Here is a 17,427-nt window from a genome sequence, read left to right on the forward strand (position 1 = left end):
GGTGTTGCGGGAGTCAGGACTGGGACGGCGGGACGCGTCCCGCCGGTTCGGCCTCGGCCGTCGGCAGGAAGCGGCCGACGAAGAGCTTGTAGATGCCGGCGCCGAGCACGCCACCGATGAACGGACCGAGGATCGGCACCCAGAAGTAGAAGTTCCCGTACTGATCTCGCCATGCCCCTCCGTATCCCGTGAGGAAGCTGGCCAGCCGGGGACCGAAGTCACGGGCCGGGTTGATCGCGTAGCCCGCGAGGGTGCCCCAGGCCATCCCGATGCCCACGACGAGCAGGCCGACGATGAACGGGCCCAGGTTCGCGCCGGGAGGGGTGTTCAGCAGGTCCGTGACGGCCATGATCACCAGCAGCAGAATCGCGGTGCCGATGATCTGGTCGCGGAACGCGCCCCACTCGTGGACCGGCAGGTTCGGGTTGCCGTTGGCGGGCAGCGTGGAGAAGACGCCCTGGGTCTTGATGGTGTGCCCGGGGTCGGCCTTCGCCAGCGCGTCCGTGTAGTTCCAGCGCACGATCAGCGCCGCCACGAAGGCGCCGAGCGTCTGGGCCACCACGTAGGGCGCCACCTTGCGCCACGGGAATCCCCTGAACGTGGCCAGGGCGAGCGTCACCGCGGGGTTGAGGTGCCCGCCGCTCAGCCGTGCCGCGACGTAGACGCCCATGGTGACGCCGATGCCCCACGCCCACGCGATGCTGTCGTGGTTTCCCAGACCGCCCGGTGGCGTCGTGAGCGCGCCGCCGGCGACCACCTGGGCCACCACGCCGCACCCGAAGAGGATGAGAATCATCGTGCCGAGGAACTCGGCGGACACTTCGCCGATGAGCCCCGACTTTTTAAACCACTCAGCCATGGAAGCCCACTTCCCGCCGGTCCAGGACCGGCCGTTGACCGCCGCCCGAGCCCTCCCACACATCAGCATAGAATGATCAAGAGGGAAGCGCATTAAAAAGATAAATATCCTGTTTTGGTGCTCCGTGTGGCGGAGAGGCCGGTCGGCTGAGGGATCGATGGAACCGACTCCCCTCGATGCCGTCCGCGCGGGTGCGGGAGGCGTCAGGCCGGCACCGTGACGATGCCGAGCGGCTCGCTGGTCGGCTGTCGCGATCCACCCGCCGGTTCGGCCGTGATTCCCACGGCGCTGACGTCGTCCAGGGATCCGTGGAGCAGCCGCGCGTGCCCCCCGCCTGAGCCGGGGACCAGGCCCGCCGGGCGAAGGCCGCCGGTCTTGGCGGCGTACCAGAGTTCGTAGACCTGGTCATGGCCGAGGCGGGGCAGGCCCGAGGCGATGAAGGCCGCCCGGCCCTGCGCGCGGGAGGCGACCACGCTGATGTCGGCTCCGTTGGCCAGCTTCCGCGTGCTGATCGTGGCGTCCCGGGCGGTGAGGACGTCGGTGAGGGCGGAGGCCTGTGCCTTCCTGGCCGCGACCTCGGCGCGCGCCTCGTCCGCCTGGGTGTGCTGCCATGTGGCGAGGCCGCCGAGCGCGGCGGCCAGGGCCAGACACGCGGCCAGGGCCAGGCGCAGCGCCCGCTGCCGGACCGGAAGGCCGCGCGAAAGGCCGTGCGGAAGGCGCTCCTGGCGTGTGCGGGCGATCTGGTCGAGGACGCGCCGGCGCAGCTCCGGGGAGGGTTCCGCTTCCTCGGCCGAGGCGAGTCGCAGGGTTACCTCGGACAGCTCCGCCACCTCGTCCCGGCAGTCGGCACAGCCGGCCAGATGGTTCTCGAAGGAGGCTTCCTCGGCCGTCGGCAGGGCGTGCAGTACGTACGCCCCGACGAGCTGGTGCGGGTCTTCGGCGGCCGTCATCACCTGACCTCCAGACACCTGCGGAGCAGGCGCAGCCCGGAACGCATCCGGGACTTCACCGTGCCCGCCGGAGTGGCCAGGCAGGCGGCCACCTCCAGGTAGGTCATGCCCTGGTAGTAGGCGAGCACCAGCGGTACGCGTTGATGCCGCTCCAGGGCGGCAAGGCAGCGCTGGACGCGATGGTGGTCCTCGTGCCGCTCCACCGTCTCGGCCACCTCGTCGAAGGGCCGGTCCTCCGCGAGCAGCGCGCTGCGCCGTTCGCGCGCCGTGTCGGCCTGGACGTACCGCACCCGGTCCACGGCCCGTCGGTGCGCGAGCGTGAGCACCCATCCCCGGGCGGTGCCGAGTTCGGGTCGAAAGCGGTCCGCCGTCCGCCAGATCTCCACCATCACGTCCTGTGTCACCTCCTCGGCCTGAGCCTCGTCCCGCAGCACACGGCAGATCAGGCCCTTGACCGGCCGCGCGAGGGCGTCGTAGACATCGGCGAACGCGTCGTGGTCGCCCTCCGCCGCTCGCTTGAGCCGGGCGTCCAGCCACGCGTCCGCCGAGGTGCGCTGTCGCGAACCGTGTCCGTCCTGGCCGGTCTTGGGCATCACTCACAGAATCCGTCCGTTGCTTCCTTCTCGCCTGAACCGTCCCGGCTCGACTCTCCGTCGCGGCGGTCTCCTCCGCAGTGCGACGCGGCCGTCCGACGACGGGGTGCGCGGGTCATCGGACAGGTCGCCGAGCAGGTCACTGTGCAGGTCACCGCGGCGGGAACGCCGCGTCGGCCGGTGCCGTCAGCGTCCGGGGCCGCGGAGGCGACGGGCGTCGACATCATGTATTCGTAGCCACCCCGCCTCTCGTATGAACCGAGCGCGCCGCGATGTGCCGGGTGCGGGGCCACGAGGCTCGGCACGCGAGGAACGGGCCCTGTCCGGCTTCTCCCGAAAACTCGTAGCGAAAACTTACTGAGGTCTATCCTCATACATACCTTTCGTCGCTTCGAATACCTTATGTCCCGCACATCGAGGGCCTTGGAACGTACCGACTGTTTCGGCGCGAACTCCCGTGACATCGGCTCCCGTTGTGCACGTCCATCACATTTCGAGGGAGGTGAGTCCGATGACCACACGCATGAGCACCCGGCGCCTGCTCGCCGGTGCGGCCGCGACGGGCCTGCTGGCCGGCGGGGCCGCGCTGGGTCTGTCCGGTTCCGCCGCCGCGACCACGGCGCCTTCGCCCACGCCGTCGGCGACCGCTGTCCACCATGGTCACCACGACCGCTGCGAGTGGAAGAAGGGCCACTGGGAGAACAAGTGGGTGCCCGGACACTGGGTCAAGAAGTGGGTCCACCAGGACACCTGGCACCACGGCCATCACAGCCACGGCTGGATGCAGAAGTGGGTCTACGTTCCCGGCCACTGGGACCACGTGTGGGTCAAGGGTCACTGGGACTGCAACCAGCACGACCACAAGCACTGAGCGTTCCGGTCGAGGGGTAAGGACCGGGAGCGGCCATCCCGCTCCCGGTCCGCCCCCGCGATTCCGAAGCTGCATGCGCCGACGGTGAGCGCGCCGGAAACGCGGTGGAACGGGGCCGGTCCCGTTGGTTAGGCTCGCCCGATGACCACACGCACTTTCCGTATCACCGTTCGCGGTGTCTTCGACGGGCTCAGCGCCGACCAGCGTGCCGGGCTTCTGGCCCGCGCGGCAGAGCATGACGTCCTGCGGGCGGCCTTCACCCCCGAGGGTCATCTCAGCTACGACGTGGCCGCCCGGCCGGCCTTCACCTTCCGCTTCCTGGACTCGGGAGAGGCGGAGGAGGACATCCTGGAGGCGGCCGAACGGGCCGAGGCCGCCGCGACAGCCTGGCTGACCGAGCGCGGCTACGGCTTCAAGAGACTCAAATCCCAGGGGGAGGATCTCTCTCAGGCCCCCCTCGGCAAGCGGCAACGGCGGGCCATCGCCCAGACCACCCCCTGATCCCTTGTGCTGCACGGGTCACTTGTGTTCCGGATATGCTTGAGTAGTCAAGGAGGTGTCAATGAGTAGGGGACTGGACACGGCACTGCGCCTGGTGCGGGCACAGGCCGCCCTGGTGAAGCGGTTCGACGCGAGCCTCGGCGGACTGCACGGGGTGAGCCTGGCCGACTTCACGCTGCTGCTGCGTCTGTCCGAGGCCCCGGGCGACCGTATGCGCCGGGTGGATCTGGCCGAGGCGCTGGGGCTGACCGCCTCCGGTGTCACCCGGGGTCTCGTACCCCTGGAGCGCATCGGCCTGGTCAGGCGGGACGCGGACGCCCGTGACGCACGGGTCGCCTACGCGGCGCTGACGGAGACCGGTCGGGAGCGGCTGGCGGAGATGCGCGTCACCGCCGAACAGGTCGCCGAGGAGATCTTCGCCGAGCCGCCGTGGACCGAGGAGGAGTCGGCACAGCTCGCCGGCCTCCTCGGCCGCCTCGGCGGCACCGGGTTCGCCCGGCGCGGGCCCGGCGGCTCCTGAACCGTGCCGCCGCCGGTCTCGGCAGCGTCCCGCGAGGCGATCTGACCGAGACCGGCACCCCGCGCGATGAGGTCGCGCGAGGTGGCGGCGCCAAGAGGCGTTGTCCCGCAAGGCGGCGGTCCATGAGGCCGGTGTTCGGTGAGGCGGCGGTGTCGTACGTGGTGGCGGCCGGGGTGAGGGGTGCCGTTTCGAGTCCGTCACCCCGAGATGTTGTCCCGCAGCACCGTGCCGCGGACGGCGGTGCCAAGAGACGGTGTCCCGCAAGGCGGCGGCCCATGAGGTCGGTGTCCTGCGAGGCGGCGGTGTCGTACGTGGCGACAGTCGGGGGTGAGGGGTGCCGTCTGGAGTTCGTCACTCCGTGGTGTCGCTCCGCAGCACCGTGCCGCGGGCGGGGGCGCCGGCGTGGCGGCGGGACCTGTGACGCCTTGCCTGTCTCGTGACCTCGGCGCACGCTGGGGGCATGGGAGCTCGCGACGGGCCGACGCTCATCACCTCCGTTCAGCGGGCCTTCCGCCTGCTGGAGGCGGTGAGCGCGCACGAGAACGGCGCGCCCGCCAAACAGCTGGCACGCGAGACCGAGCTGCCTCTCGCCACCGCCTACCACCTGCTGCGGACCCTCGTCCACGACGGATACATACGCAAACTTGACGACGGTGGATTCATCCTGGGTGACAAGATGCAGACGCTGCAGAGCCAGGGCCGCGGGCAGGCGCTGCTCAGCCGGGTCCGCCCCACGCTCGCCGCTCTGCGCGACGAACTGGCGAGCGCCGCCTACCTCACCTTCTACGAGGAGGGCGAGATCAGGGTCGCCGAGATCGTCGACGGGCCCCGGGCACCCCGGGTCGACCTCTGGGTCGGATTCGAGGACGCGGGTCACGCCACCGCGCTGGGCAAGTCCGTACTGCGCGCGCTCGACGAGGAGTCCCGCAACGACTACCTCTCCCGGCACACCCTCGCCGACCTCACACCGCGGACCATCACCAGCCGACCGGAACTGTTGCGGCGCCTGGCCTCGTCGCCCATCGCCCCTGCCGTCACGGACCTGGAGGAGTACACCCTCGGCACGGTCTGCGTCGCCGTACCCGTCTACAGCGGGGACACGCTCGGCTCGCTCGGCGTCTCACTCCCCGCCGAACGGTTGCCCCGGCTCGAGGAAGTCCTGACGCGACTGATCCCGACCGCAAACCGGGTGACCAGGAGCCTGTCGCTCACTATCTGAAATCCCCGCGCTTGTGTCGAACGCCTCGAACGTCTTTCCTGTATCAATCGGACATTTCATTGATGAACCCAGGTGAGGACTGCGGACGAACATGAGTCAGGCCCGAGAGCACGGTAGCGAGCACTGGCCGAAACGGACGTTCACGAACCGAGGAGCCGGTTCCGGGGCGGCGGTCCGCAAGCGCGCCGCCCACCTCGCCTTCGGCACGCCGGTGCTGCCCTTACTGGTCGTCGGCGCCATCGTGCTCGTGGACCTGGCCGGCGGAGCGGGAGTGATCTGGCTTCCGCTGCTCGCCGCCGGACCCGCACTGGCGGCCACCACCAGCCGGCCGTACGGAGTTCTGTGCGTCGGTCTTCTGGCCGCGGCCGTGAGCGCGGTGCTCGGCACCCGCGACGGTGTCCCGGGCGGCGAGCTCGCGGCCGTCCTGTCCGCCCTGGCGGCCGTCACCCTGGCCAGCGCCCTGGCCAGCACGCTGCGCTGGCGCCGGGAGCGGGTCCTCGCGGCCGTGCGCTCCGTCGCGGAGGCGGCTCAGCACGCCGTACTCGCGCCCATACCGCCGAACGTCGGACCGTTCCAGGTGGCCGTCCGCTACAGCGCCGCCGCCGCGGAGGCCCGGATCGGCGGGGATCTCTACGCGCTGGTGCCCACACCGTACGGAGTCCGGATGATCATCGGCGACGTCCGCGGCAAGGGCCTGCCGGCGGTGGGTACGGCCGCGCTCGTGCTCGGTGTCTTCCGCGAGGCCGCCTACGACGAGCCCGATCTCCTCGCCGTCGTCGGCAGGATCGAGCGGAGCCTGGCGCGGAACCTGGGGTACGACGACTTCGTGACCGCCGTGGTCGCCGGGTACCCGGAGCCGGGCCGGCTGGAGGTCGTCAACTGCGGGCACGCGCCGCCGCTGCATGTGCGCGCGTCCGGGAGCGTCGCGTCGGTCGACCCCGTCAACCCCGCTCCGCCGCTCGGGCTGCGGGCCCTGACGGGGGAGAGCCCGAGCCTCCAGGTGCTGCCCCTGGCCGACGGCGATCAGCTCCTGCTCTACACGGACGGGGTCACCGAGGCCCGCGACCACGGCCGCGAGTTCTACCCCCTCGCCGAAGGGCTGGCACGGCATGTGTCCGACGAGCCGGCGTCCACCCTCGCCGCGCTCGACGCCGAGCTCCAGGCCCATGTGGGCGGCCGTCTGCACGACGACGCGGCCCTGCTCCTGCTCCGCAAGCCGGCGGTGCCCGCCCCGGCACCCGCGGTCGTCACGGGGGGCGGCTCTGTCACCGTCCCGTCCCCGCCCCGGCCGTCCGCCGCGGGCGCGGGTGTGCGCTGCGGCCGGGTCGCGGAGTAGCCCTTTGGCGGTGTCACCCGCACATCAGCTGTGTCCCTGGGCGCGACTGCCGGCACACCCTTCGGAACGGGTCAGTGCCGGGCGAACTGGACCCGCGTCGGTTGCACGGTGTCGGGTCGCAGCGCGATCCCGCTGACGGTCAGGCGTTCACCGTAGATGTCGGTGATCCTGATCGCGCCGCCGCATCCGCCGCCGTTGTCGGCGAGGAAGTAGTTGTAGTCGGTACGGGGCAACTGCCGCCACCCGCCGGTGGTGCGCAGTTCGAGCCGGGCCACCGGGTTCCGGTGGCCGATCACCTGGACCGCGCACCACCAGCGGCTGGACCCGGTCTTGTACCGGACCGCGATCGTGTCGGAGGTGCTGGGGCTCAGCAGCTTCCATGTGATCGGTATCCGTCCGGCCGAGGGGTTCGCGAGCCGGGCGAACGCCTGTGCGCTGAGGTCGAGCTGCCCTGGGGCGCAGCCCACCGGGCATTCATTGGTGATCCGCACGGTGACGGTCGCGCCGTCGGCCGCCCGGACAAGGACGTACGCCCCGCACGCCTTGGACGTCTCGTAGTCGGTGTGGTTCATCGCGGCGGTCATGAGGTCGTCGCTCGGCCCGAAGGAACAGGCGCCGTCGCCGGTCCCGGCGTCGTAGGTGGTGGCCACTCCCCGGTAGCCGACCCCGGGGCGGATCCGTCCCGCCAAGGAAGCCGCCGTGGACACGGTTCGAGACGTGTTCGAGGCCGACGGTCGCGCCGGTGCGGTGGTGGCATCGGCCGCCGCGCTCGCGGAAGCAGGCGAGCTCGTCGAGCTCGGCGACCGTGTGGCCGTCGGGGACGCGGATCCGGCCGGATGCCCCTGGTCGGGAGTCGCGGTCCCTCGGGAACCGGCGACGGCCGAGGCCGCGGTGTGCCCGGCGTCCGCTTTGTGATCAGGGCGGAACGCCACGACCAGGAAGACGAGAGCACCCACCGCGATCAGTGCGATCGGGGTGACGGTCAACAGTCTGAGCCGGTGCCTGCGGCGCCGCGCGGCCTGCCTCGTGTCCTTCATGCGTATCCGTTTCCGAGGGGGATCTGGGATCGAGCCGATGATGTGTCCATCAGTGGCCGCGGGAGCCGAAAAGGTTGCCGCTCGTGTCCATCCGGCGCTCGACCGGGGGAGTGAGAGTCGCCGAAGGCCGCGCCCAACCCCCGTACGAGGTCCGTCCCGGTCTGTTGCGGGCGGGTCATGTCTACTACGGAAGACGCGTTGACGGGGTCACGTCGACCGTATGCGCCGAATCCGCTTCTGGCCCCGGGCCCGGTCCGGCACCCCGGTCCCCTTTCGGCAGGGCGAGGCCGACCGCGCGCGACCGCCTCCCGGAGTCTGCGTTTGCTGATGGTGAGGGCCGGGTTCTCTGCCGCGGGACGTCGGAACCGCCTTTGCCGTAAGGCTGGTTCGGTGTCCGTCCGGGGAATCAGGTGTCGTTCCGTGCCCGGGTGCCCACCACGCCGCGTGTGCTGACGGTGGTCCTGGGAAGGAGGACCGCGGCGGTGAGGCCGAGGAGGCCGAGGACGGCGAGTGTGACCATGGCCGCGGCATAGGAACGGGTGGTGAAGCCGGCCACGAGGATGGTGCCGGCGACCGCGGTGCCCAGCGAGGAGCCGAGGTTCGACACGCTGCGGGACAGGCCGGAGATCTCGCCCTGCCGGTCCTCTGTGAAGCTCGACTGGACGATGTTCACCGACGGCGTCAGCATCACGCCCAGGCCCAGCCCGACCAGGAGGAGCCCGGGAGCGAAGGCCCAGGGGCTCGCGAAGCTGTTCACCATGGCGATCAGGACGATGACGCCCGCGATGGTGACGACGAATCCGGCGATGATGAGGGTGCGTTGGGGGCGGTGCTCGGCGAGACGTTCGGCGGCCAGGGAGGTGGCGAGCAGACCGAGGGTGGCGGCGGTGAAGATGACGCCGGTCGCGATGGCGTCGTAGCCGCGTACCACTTGGAGGTAGGCGGCCACGGTGAACGACGACCCCATGAGCAGCAGCCATTGGATGTTCTGGGTGATGAGGCCGAGGTTGGACGTGCGGTTGCGGAACAGGCTGGTGGAGAGCAGCGGTTCCTTGCCCGCCGCCTCGCGGGCGCGCACGGAGCGGAAGAACCACAGCAGCGTCAGCGCACCCAGGGCGAGCAGGCCGGTCATCAGCCAGACGTTGTTGTCGGCGGCCAGGATGCCCATGACGATGAGGACGAGGCCGGTGGCCGAGAGGACGGCTCCGACGGTGTCGAAGGGGCGTGTCGGATCCGGCGGGAGCGGGTCCTCGATGTGCCGGCTCAGCACGATGATCAGTGCGATGACCAGGGCCTGGAACACGAAGGCGGCCCGCCAGCTGATCCACGAGGTGATGAGCCCGCCGATGAGGGGGCCCGCCGCCGCGCCGATGCCGCCCAGCGCCATCACGACTCCGAAGGCTCGGGCACGGGAGGTCATGTCCTGGAAGAGGAGCGTCGTGAGGATGTAGACGGGCGGGATGAGCAGAGCGGTTCCGACGCCTTCGAGGATCGAGTTGCCGAGGATGAGGACGCCCAGGCCGGGGGAGGCGGCGCTCAGCAGGGCGCCGACCCCGTACACCGACAGGCCGGCCAGGAAACAGCGCTTCCGGCCGTAGCGGTCCGTCAGCTTGCCGCCGGGAATCATCAGCGCGGCCATGACGAGCAGGAAGATCGTGATCGCGGTCTGCACGCCCTGAACGGTGGTGTCGAGATCCTCGCTGATGTCGTTGATCATCACGTTCATGTTGGAGCCGGCGAAGCTGCAGATGAACTGGGCGAGGGCGAGCGGGGCGAGAACCCGGCGCTGTGCCGCCGACGGCCGTCTCGACGGGCCTGTTTCAGCCATCGTCATTCCTTCTGGCCGCCGGACGTGTGGTGTGCGTGCCGCGCTCGTACGCTCATAGCGTGCGCCGAACGCCGACGGACCGCACGTGGACGGGGGCGGACCGGTGGACCGTCTCGGCGATCGCCCGCGTTCTGTGCAGCGGGCATGCGTTGGTTCCGGGGATGGGACAGGGTGTTGTCATGGGGCGCCTGTGGATGACGTGGTCGATCGAGGGAGTCGGATCGGCCGGCCAGAACGTCGCTGACGTGGAAGCGGCCTGCCGTGCTCTGGTCGGCTCCGTCGAGCGGTCCCGGCGTGCCTTCGACGTGCCGGAGCCGTGGGAGGAGCTCCGCGCGTCGGCGCTGATCATCCAGGACCAGATCCTGGGCTCGGGGCGCGAGGTCCTTGACCAGGGCCGGCAGTGGACCTCGACCCTGAAGGGCGTGAGCATCGTCCTGGTTCCGCGCGAGTGAACGGTCCGGACGCCGGGCCCGGCGTCCGGTTCTCCGCTCAGCCTGCCGCGGGAGGACCCCGCCATCGGGAGGACGGCCGTCGACATGCGGGCTGACCGCTTCGACGACCGCACACCCGGTCGGGCAGATGAGCCGAGTGGGACTCTCCCTCGCTTCCGCCGGGATCAGGCGTCGGCGGCCACGGGCGCCGCGTCGGTCCCGCCCCGGAAGGCGGGGTGGTCGCCCAGCCGGCGTACGTAGTCCCGCAGCCGGGGGTGAGGCCGGAGGATGTCGGCCGGGCCCAGTCGGGTGAGCGCCACCCACACGTCCACGTCCGCGGCCGTCAGGTCGTCGCCCAACACGTAAGGCCGTGTGGCGAGTTGGCAGTCCAGCAGTTCCAGGGCCGCAGAGAGTTCCGAGGGCTGGGCGGACGGGGTGACATCGCGGTCCAGCAGGTCGCGCAGGGCCTCGATGTCAGCGGTGAGGGCCGGCGGGCACAGCGTGGAAGGGTGGCCCGTGGTGTGGCCGGAGAGCAGCCCGGCGAGATCGCGGAGGATGTCGGGCGTGTGGTTGCTGACGATGCGTCCGCTCCAGCGGTCGCACAGCGCGGGTGCCGTCAGCGGTCCGTCGTAGTGGTGCTCGGTGGCTTCGTAGGCACGGCGCAGTGAGGCGAAGGCGTCGGGTGTCCCGGCGGGGTGCGCCAGGATCGTGGTGGCGACCGAGTCCTTCAGGCCGAGCAGGTCGAGGGTGATCGCGATACGCAGCGAGAGGGGACAACTCTCCGACAGATACAGCTCGTAGCGGTGCGGCGCCGGGTAGAAGCCGCCGGCCAGGCCGACACCGATACGGCTGTGGACGCTGTGGGGGAGCGCGGACGGTGCCGCCGCCCCCTTCAGGCCGAGGCGAAGGTCCGACGGGAACGAAATCTGGTCACAGGGACGCGAGTTGGCTGTACCGGAAGTGCGCGAAGCTGTCTCGGGCATAACTCTCCCTTGGGGAACGAGGAAGCCACCGCCGCCTTGTGGGCGCCAGCGGCCGAATGCGGATTGACTGCGCTTGTCGCACCGGTCCGGATCGAACGGACCGGTTACGGGTCAGTAAGCGCTGGAGACACGCAACAGATCGATGTGCAGGCGCCTCGTCAAACCGTTCCTGGGCAATTCCCCACCGGTCCCGACTCCAGGGCTCGCGAGACGCGAGACCACGCTTGTCCCGCCACACCGGCGGGACCCGGTCGTCACCCGGGGCACCCCGTCGCGGTGGAAGGGTTGCCTGTCAGCGGGCCGGGGCCGATGACCACAGGAGCGGGGGTGAACCCGCACCGTGGGCGCTGACAATCGTGACCGTCCACGCCAGTCTCGGTGCGACCTGTTGCGCAGTCAAGAAGGCCGACAACGCGGTCTCACCTGGTGGTCACCCGCATTGACATTCTTTTCGGGGCGGGCCTAACGTGCGGCGCACAACGGGATGCCTCAAAACCGGAGAAGAGAAATGGTGACGGCGATGCACGCAGCTGACGGGACGGCCGCATGGCGGCGCCCTGGCCGCGATGTGCTGTGCGCCGACCGCTCCGTGGACCTGCTGCGCGTCAACAGCGCGCTGTGTACGGGCACGTGCCGCTCCCTCTGCCAGGGCTGACGGCTCTTCTTCCGAATCTCTGACGACCACCGCTGTCGCGGTGCGCCCCTTCTCCGTCCAGCCCCCGTTCCACGTGCACCCATGCGTCTTTCGCGCCGAGCCGTTCCGGCTCCGCGTCAGGCTGCCGCTCGCCGTGGTCCGGGGTGTCCGAATCCGCTGGAGCTCTCCATGAGTGAATCTCCGGGCATAGCTGTGTCCCCTGGATCAGCGCCGCCCGCCGAGGCGATCCCCCGTCCGCACGTTCCCGCCACGCCGAAGCCCCTCGCGGCCCAGCGGGTCCTTCCCCTCCGGCGTCCCGGCCGCTGGATCATCACGGCCGTCGTGCTCGTGCTGGTCGCCCAGATCACCCACGGCCTGGTCACCAACCCCTTCTACCAGTGGGACCGATTCCAGTACTGGTTCCTGCGCCCGACGATCCTCGACGGCCTGCTCATCACCCTCGAAGTAGCCGCCTACAGCGCGGTGTTGGGACTGCTGGGCGGCATCCTGCTCGCTCTGGCCAGGCTCTCCCCGAGTCCGGTGCTCCGCGCGGTGAGCTGGGTCTACACCTGGCTGTTCCGGTCGGTACCACTCATCGTGGTCCTGCTGTTCCTGTACAACTTCAGTGCCCTGTACCGGACGTTGAGCGTAGGCGTTCCGTTCGGCCCGGCCTTCTTCACCTTCGACGAGTCCCACCTGGCCACCGACATGGCCGTCGCCGTCGTCGGACTCAGCCTCAACGAAGCGGCGTACGCCTCCGAAGTGGTGCGCGGCGGCCTGCTCTCCGTCGACCAGGGCCAGCATGAAGCGGCCTCCGCCCTCGGCCTGCCGAAGCGGTACCAGTTCGCGAAGATCGTCTTCCCGCAGGCGCTGCGCTCCATCACCCCCAACTACGTGAACCAGTTGATCGGCCTCATCAAGGGCACCTCGCTGGTCTTCTACGTCTCCTTGATGGACCTGTTCGGCACCGTGCAGAGCATGGGCAGTACCTATCCCGGCGACATCGTGCCGCTGCTCCTCGTGGCCACCGCCTGGTACCTGATCCTCACCAGCGTCGTGTCCGTCATCCAGTTCTACGTCGAGCGGTACTACTCGCGGGGCGCGCTGCGCACCCTGCCGCCGACCCCGTTGCAGAAAGTGCGGAACGGTCTGCGCGACGTGCGCGCCCGGGTCCGGAGGGAGACGGCGATATGACCGGCGAAGCGCGTCAGACGACGGTGAAGGACAGGACGGAACCGGAGGACCAGGCCGCGGGGACGACTCCGGCGGACGAGGCCATCGGAGCGCTCGGGATCCAGCCGGCCGCGGTCGAGGTGCACGACGTGCACAAGTGGTACGGCGCCCACCAGGTCCTGGACGGAGTGGAGTTGACCGTCAGGCCCGGAGAGGTCACGGTCATCCTCGGACCCTCCGGATCCGGGAAGTCCACCCTCCTGCGGGTCATCAACCACCTGGAGAAGCCCGAGATCGGCCATGTCAGCCTGAACGGCGAGCTCATCGGCGTCCGCAGGCACGGCGACCGTCTGAAGGAACTCAGCGAGCGCGTCATCCGGGGCCAGCGCAGCCGCATCGGGTTCGTCTTCCAGAACTTCAATCTCTTCCCGCACCTGACCGTGCTGGACAACGTGGCCGCGGCTCCGGTGGCGACCGGAAAACTGTCCAAGCCCGAGGCCCGGCAACTGGCGCGCGATCTGCTCGCCCGCGTGGGGCTCGCGGACAAGTCCGGTGCCTACCCACGGCAGTTGTCGGGCGGACAGCAGCAGCGGGTGGCCATCGCCCGCGCCCTCGCCCTGCGTCCGGGGGTCATCCTCTTCGACGAGCCGACCTCGGCGCTCGACCCCGAACTGGTCGGCGAGGTGCTCGCCGTCATCAAGGATCTGGCCAGCAGCGGCACCACCCTCGTCATCGTCACCCACGAGGTCGGCTTCGCCCGCGAGATCGCCGACCGGGTCGTCTTCATGGACGGCGGCCGCATCGTCGAACAGGGACCGCCCACGCAGGTGTTGGACCATCCGCAGCAGGAGCGCACCCGGGACTTCCTGAGCAAGGTCCTCTGACCAGCGCGCCGACGGCGGGACGGCGAGGCATCGTCGCCACCGGCCTCCGCCCGCGACCGCCGGCATCCGTTCGGCGACGCAGCGCGCAGCGCAGACCCCGGAACTCGCCCTCCACCGTGCGCCGTCACGCACGATCACCTGATCTCGCGGCCCGCCGGGACCGCGCCCCCACACCCTCACCGCACACACCCGACAAGGACAGCCATGCGCACCCTCCCCCTGAACAGCAGAATTCTTCGCGGCGTCACCGCCACCGCGGCCGTCGCCTCCCTCGCCGCCGGGCTCGCCGCGTGCGGGGGTGACAGCGACGCCGCCACCACGACCGACGCCGCCGGCACGGTCACCGTGGGACAGCTGTCCAACGGGGCCGCCAAGCCGACCGCGCTCAAGGTCTCGGAGGTGAAGTCGATCAGCGCCGAGCTTCCCTCGTCGGTCAGCAAGAGCGGCAAACTGGAGATAGGCGTGGGCGCCCTGCCCGAAGGCTTCCCGCCGCTGGCGTACGTCGGCGAGGACCAGAAGACCCTCACCGGCGCCGAGCCCGACTTCGGCCGCCTGATCGCCGCCGTCCTCGGCCTCAAGCCCGAGCTCCGGAACTCCACTTGGGAGAACATGTTCGTCGGTGTCGACAGCGGCAAGGTCGACGTGGCCTTCGCCAACATCACCGACACCGAGGAGCGCAAGAAGAAGTACGACTTCGCCTCCTACCGCAAGGACAACGTCGGCTTCGAGGTGCTCAAGAAGAGCACCTGGAACTTCGACGGCAACTACGAGAACCTCGCCGGGAAGACCGTCGCCGTCGACAACGGCACCAACCAGGAGAAGATCCTCCTGGAGTGGCAGACGAAGCTGAAGAAGGAGGGCAAGACCCTCACCGTCAAGCACTACGCCAGCAAGAGCGCAGTGAACCTGGCGCTGACGGGCGGCAAGATCGACGCTTACTTCGCCGCCAACCCGGGCGTCGCCTACCACGTCACGCAGACCGCCAAGTCGCCCAACCCGACCCGCAGCGCGGGCACGTTCTCCGGGGCCGGTGCCACGCTCCAGGGCCTGATCGCGGCGACCACCAAGAAGGACAGCGGGCTCGCCAAGCCCATCGCCGACGCGATCAACCACCTGATCAAGAACGGCCAGTACGCCAAGTGGCTCGCCGCCTACAACCTCTCCAACGAGGCCGTCGACACCTCCCAGGTCAACCCGCCCGGCCTGCCGCTCGACAACTCCTGAACCAGCGCCCACCTCAAGGGACTCCGCGGCGCCGCGGCGGAGTCCCGGGGCGCGTCCGGCCGCGTTCCAGATACGGAGAACCCGCACCGCCATGTCCACCAGCGTCCACCCCGCCCTCTCCCCGAGCCCAGCCGCACCGCACATCCTCGACAACGCGGCGTGGGCCGCGCTGACCGGTCCGCACGCCCACCTCGCCGAGCGCGTCGGCCGGGCCGCCCGCTATCCCACGGACATGTCCCCGTTCACCGCCCTCGCCGACCCCGCCGACCCCCGCTCGTGGGACGACCTGGCCGAACTCGCCGGTCCGGGCGCGGTCACCCCGGTCACCGCGGTCCAGACCGTCCCCGACGGCTGGGCGACCGAACAGAGCGGCTACGGCGTCCAGTTGATCGCCACCGCGCTGGAAACCGAGCCCGCGCCCGAAGCGGTACGGCTCGGCCCCGCCGACGTGCCCGAGATCCTCGACCTGATCGCCCTCACCCGGCCGGGCCCCTTCCTGCCCCGCACCGTCGAACTCGGTACCTACCTGGGCATCCGGGAGGACGGTCGGCTGATCGCCCTGGCCGGTGAACGCCTGCGCCCGCCGGGCTGGACCGAGATCAGCGCGGTGTGCACCCATCCCGGCCACCGCGGCCGGGGCCTGGCCACGCGCCTGGTCCGCGCGGTCGCGGCGGGCATCAGGGAACGCGGCGACATCCCCTTCCTGCACGCCGCCGCCGACAACACGAACGCGATCCGGCTGTACGAGTCGATCGGGTTCACCCTGCGCCGCCGGACGCGGTTCGTGCTGGTCCGCACGCCCGGTGGGGAGCAGACCGCGTACGAGAGGCAAAAAGAAGCCGGGCAGCAGGAAGAAAGGGCATAGCCGTGCGGTTGTGGTTGTCCAGGACCGCGTGGCGCCCCGTCGGGGACCCGCGAGGTCCGGGCGGACCAGGAACCCCGGAGCACCGGGCCGAAGGGGCGGAGGTGGGGCACATGCGTCGCGTGTCCCGCCGCCGCGTGCCGAGGCCGCTCTCACCCCGCCGCCTGCACCTGTACGGCCGGCCGCACATCGATCTGCTGCGGGTCGCCGGCGCGCTCTGTCGCCCCTGACCCGTTCCCACGCAGCCGCGCCCCGCTCGCCGGGGCGGGCTTCCTCGTACGGTCGATCAGGAAGGCACCTCCGTGTCCTCGTCACCCACACCCCTGCACCTCGCCGTCGCGCTGGACGGCGCGGGCTGGCACCCGGCCGCCTGGCGCGAGCCCGTGGCCCGCCCCCGCGAACTGCTGACCGCCGCCTACTGGACCGGCCTGGTCGCCGAGGCCGAGCGCGGTCTCCTCGACTTCGTGACCATCGAGGACGGACTCGGCCTCCAGTCCTCCTCGCCGTACGGACCGGACGGCCGCACCGACCAGGTCCGTGGCCGCCTGGACGCCGTCCTCATCGCGTCGCGGATCGCGCCGCTGACCCACCACATAGGCGTGGTTCCGACCGTGGTGGCCACGCATACTGAGCCGTTCCACATATCCAAGGCGATCGCCACTCTCGACTATGTGAGCCTGGGCCGTGCGGGCCTGCGCGTGCAGATCAGCGCCCGCCAGAACGAGGCCGCGCACTTCGGACGCCGGACGGTCCCGCCGATCCGCTTCGAGGACTACGACACCCCCGCCGTACAGGAAGTGGTGGCCGACCACTTCGACGAGGCCGCCGACTACGTCGAGGTCGTACGCAGGCTCTGGGACAGCTGGGAGGACGACGCCGAGATCCGGGACGTCGCGACCGGCCGCTTCATCGACCGCGACAAGCTGCACTACATCGACTTCGAGGGCGGTCACTTCAGCGTCAAGGGACCCTCCATCACCCCCCGGCCGCCACAGGGCCAGCCGGTCGTCACCGCCCTGGCCCACGCGACGATCCCGTACCGGCTGGTGGCCAGGTCCGCCGACGTCGGCTACGTCACGCCGCACGACGCCGACCAGGCCCGCGCCGTCGTCCAGGAGATCCGCGCCGAACAGGACGCGGCCGGCCGGGCCGGCGACACCGTGCACGTCTTCGGTGACCTGGTGGTCTTCCTGGACGACGATCCGGGGGCCGCCGAGGCCCGCCGGGAGCGACTGGACGCGCTGGCCGGCGAGCCGTACACCAGCGACGCGCGCATCTTCGCCGGGACGCCCGCCCAGCTCGCCGATCTCCTCCAGGAGCTGTCCGCCGCGGGGCTCTCGGGCTTCCGGCTGCGGCCCGCCGTCGTGGGACACGACCTTCCCGCGATCACCCGCGGCCTCGTGCCCGAACTCCAGCGCCGGAACGTCTTCCGGAACGCCTACGAGGCCGACACCCTGCGCGGACTGCTCGGGCTCGGCCGCCCCGCGAACCGCTACGCAGCCACGACCGCCTGAGCCGGAAG

General features: G+C 70.5%; 21 protein-coding genes and 1 riboswitch. Of the genes, 14 read left to right on the plus strand and 7 right to left on the minus strand.

Annotated elements, in window-relative coordinates; all coding sequences use genetic code 11:
• Positions 1-13: 13 nt before the first annotated feature.
• The 3 genes from ACZ6KY_RS03915 to sigK form a co-directional block, all read right to left on the minus strand.
• Positions 14-859: an MIP/aquaporin family protein gene (locus tag ACZ6KY_RS03915; protein WP_469308706.1), complete on the minus strand. Its 846-nt coding sequence runs from the start codon at positions 857-859 to the stop codon at positions 14-16.
• A gap of 203 nt (positions 860-1,062) precedes the next feature.
• A complete protein-coding gene (locus ACZ6KY_RS03920) occupies positions 1,063-1,809 on the minus strand; it encodes an anti-sigma factor (RefSeq protein ID WP_469308707.1) in 747 nt (248 codons plus the stop codon).
• Positions 1,809-2,402, minus strand: a complete 594-nt coding sequence (gene sigK, locus ACZ6KY_RS03925; protein WP_469308708.1) for an ECF RNA polymerase sigma factor SigK — start codon at positions 2,400-2,402, stop codon at positions 1,809-1,811. The genes ACZ6KY_RS03920 and sigK overlap by 1 nt, the downstream gene beginning before the upstream one ends.
• Before the next feature lie 511 nt (positions 2,403-2,913).
• Here sigK and ACZ6KY_RS03930 point away from each other — a divergent pair.
• The 5 genes from ACZ6KY_RS03930 (at position 2,914) to ACZ6KY_RS03950 (ending at position 6,849) form a co-directional block, all read left to right on the plus strand.
• Positions 2,914-3,273: a hypothetical protein gene (locus ACZ6KY_RS03930; protein ID WP_469308709.1), complete on the plus strand. Its 360-nt coding sequence runs from the start codon at positions 2,914-2,916 to the stop codon at positions 3,271-3,273.
• Positions 3,274-3,414: 141 nt separating this feature from the next.
• Positions 3,415-3,774, plus strand: coding sequence for a DUF6204 family protein (locus ACZ6KY_RS03935; RefSeq protein ID WP_469308710.1), 360 nt, complete (start codon positions 3,415-3,417; stop codon positions 3,772-3,774).
• A gap of 61 nt (positions 3,775-3,835) precedes the next feature.
• Positions 3,836-4,294, plus strand: a complete 459-nt coding sequence (locus ACZ6KY_RS03940; protein WP_469308711.1) for a MarR family winged helix-turn-helix transcriptional regulator — start codon at positions 3,836-3,838, stop codon at positions 4,292-4,294.
• 460 nt (positions 4,295-4,754) lie between these two features.
• Complete coding sequence (locus ACZ6KY_RS03945; protein ID WP_469308712.1) at positions 4,755-5,513, plus strand: IclR family transcriptional regulator; 759 nt, start codon at positions 4,755-4,757, stop codon at positions 5,511-5,513.
• A gap of 91 nt (positions 5,514-5,604) precedes the next feature.
• Complete coding sequence (locus ACZ6KY_RS03950) at positions 5,605-6,849, plus strand: PP2C family protein-serine/threonine phosphatase (protein WP_469308713.1); 1,245 nt, start codon at positions 5,605-5,607, stop codon at positions 6,847-6,849.
• A gap of 71 nt (positions 6,850-6,920) precedes the next feature.
• Here the strand turns inward: ACZ6KY_RS03950 and ACZ6KY_RS03955 are convergent, their stop codons facing one another.
• The gene (locus ACZ6KY_RS03955; protein ID WP_469308714.1) at positions 6,921-7,538 is read right to left on the minus strand and encodes an expansin EXLX1 family cellulose-binding protein; all 618 of its coding nucleotides are present in this window, start codon (positions 7,536-7,538) and stop codon (positions 6,921-6,923) included.
• Between the two features lie 10 nt (positions 7,539-7,548).
• Between ACZ6KY_RS03955 and ACZ6KY_RS03960 the strand changes: the two genes are divergently transcribed.
• A complete protein-coding gene (locus tag ACZ6KY_RS03960) occupies positions 7,549-7,764 on the plus strand; it encodes a hypothetical protein (RefSeq protein ID WP_469308715.1) in 216 nt (71 codons plus the stop codon).
• 528 nt (positions 7,765-8,292) lie between these two features.
• Here the strand turns inward: ACZ6KY_RS03960 and ACZ6KY_RS03965 are convergent.
• Positions 8,293-9,714, minus strand: a complete 1,422-nt coding sequence (locus tag ACZ6KY_RS03965) for an MFS transporter (RefSeq protein WP_469308716.1) — start codon at positions 9,712-9,714, stop codon at positions 8,293-8,295.
• Positions 9,715-9,893: 179 nt separating this feature from the next.
• On the opposite strand from ACZ6KY_RS03965, the gene ACZ6KY_RS03970 reads away from it, so the two are divergent.
• A complete protein-coding gene (locus ACZ6KY_RS03970) occupies positions 9,894-10,166 on the plus strand; it encodes a hypothetical protein (RefSeq protein ID WP_469308717.1) in 273 nt (90 codons plus the stop codon).
• Between the two features lie 164 nt (positions 10,167-10,330).
• On the opposite strand, the gene ACZ6KY_RS03975 is transcribed toward ACZ6KY_RS03970, so the two are convergent.
• Entirely contained in the window at positions 10,331-11,128 is a 798-nt protein-coding gene (locus tag ACZ6KY_RS03975) for a glutathione S-transferase C-terminal domain-containing protein (RefSeq protein WP_469308718.1), read from the minus strand.
• Positions 11,129-11,239: 111 nt separating this feature from the next.
• The gene (locus tag ACZ6KY_RS03980; RefSeq protein WP_469308719.1) at positions 11,240-11,386 is read right to left on the minus strand and encodes a putative leader peptide; all 147 of its coding nucleotides are present in this window, start codon (positions 11,384-11,386) and stop codon (positions 11,240-11,242) included.
• A riboswitch (SAM riboswitch) is annotated at positions 11,344-11,490 on the minus strand. (Overlaps the previous gene by 43 nt.)
• A gap of 158 nt (positions 11,491-11,648) precedes the next feature.
• On the opposite strand from ACZ6KY_RS03980, the gene ACZ6KY_RS03985 reads away from it, so the two are divergent.
• From ACZ6KY_RS03985 to ACZ6KY_RS04015, 7 genes are all read left to right on the plus strand, one after another.
• The gene (locus tag ACZ6KY_RS03985; RefSeq protein ID WP_469308720.1) at positions 11,649-11,783 is read left to right on the plus strand and encodes a hypothetical protein; all 135 of its coding nucleotides are present in this window, start codon (positions 11,649-11,651) and stop codon (positions 11,781-11,783) included.
• A 168-nt stretch (positions 11,784-11,951) separates the two neighbouring features.
• Positions 11,952-12,956 carry an amino acid ABC transporter permease gene (locus ACZ6KY_RS03990; protein WP_469308721.1) on the plus strand — a complete coding sequence of 335 codons (1,005 nt, stop codon included), beginning with the start codon at positions 11,952-11,954 and terminating at the stop codon, positions 12,954-12,956.
• A gap of 98 nt (positions 12,957-13,054) precedes the next feature.
• Positions 13,055-13,819 (plus strand): amino acid ABC transporter ATP-binding protein, encoded by a 765-nt coding sequence (locus ACZ6KY_RS03995; RefSeq protein ID WP_469308972.1) that lies wholly within the window; start codon positions 13,055-13,057, stop codon positions 13,817-13,819.
• Between the two features lie 204 nt (positions 13,820-14,023).
• A complete protein-coding gene (locus tag ACZ6KY_RS04000) occupies positions 14,024-15,043 on the plus strand; it encodes an ABC transporter substrate-binding protein (protein WP_469308722.1) in 1,020 nt (339 codons plus the stop codon).
• 91 nt (positions 15,044-15,134) lie between these two features.
• Positions 15,135-15,908 carry a GNAT family N-acetyltransferase gene (locus ACZ6KY_RS04005; protein WP_469308723.1) on the plus strand — a complete coding sequence of 258 codons (774 nt, stop codon included), beginning with the start codon at positions 15,135-15,137 and terminating at the stop codon, positions 15,906-15,908.
• 110 nt (positions 15,909-16,018) lie between these two features.
• On the plus strand, positions 16,019-16,135 hold the full coding sequence (locus ACZ6KY_RS04010; protein ID WP_469308724.1) for a putative leader peptide: 117 nt from the start codon (positions 16,019-16,021) through the stop codon (positions 16,133-16,135).
• Between the two features lie 72 nt (positions 16,136-16,207).
• Positions 16,208-17,419: an LLM class flavin-dependent oxidoreductase gene (locus ACZ6KY_RS04015; protein WP_469308725.1), complete on the plus strand. Its 1,212-nt coding sequence runs from the start codon at positions 16,208-16,210 to the stop codon at positions 17,417-17,419.
• The last annotated feature ends 8 nt before the right edge of the window (positions 17,420-17,427 follow it).

The sequence above is a fragment of the Streptomyces sp. NPDC042002 genome, assembly GCF_055588305.1.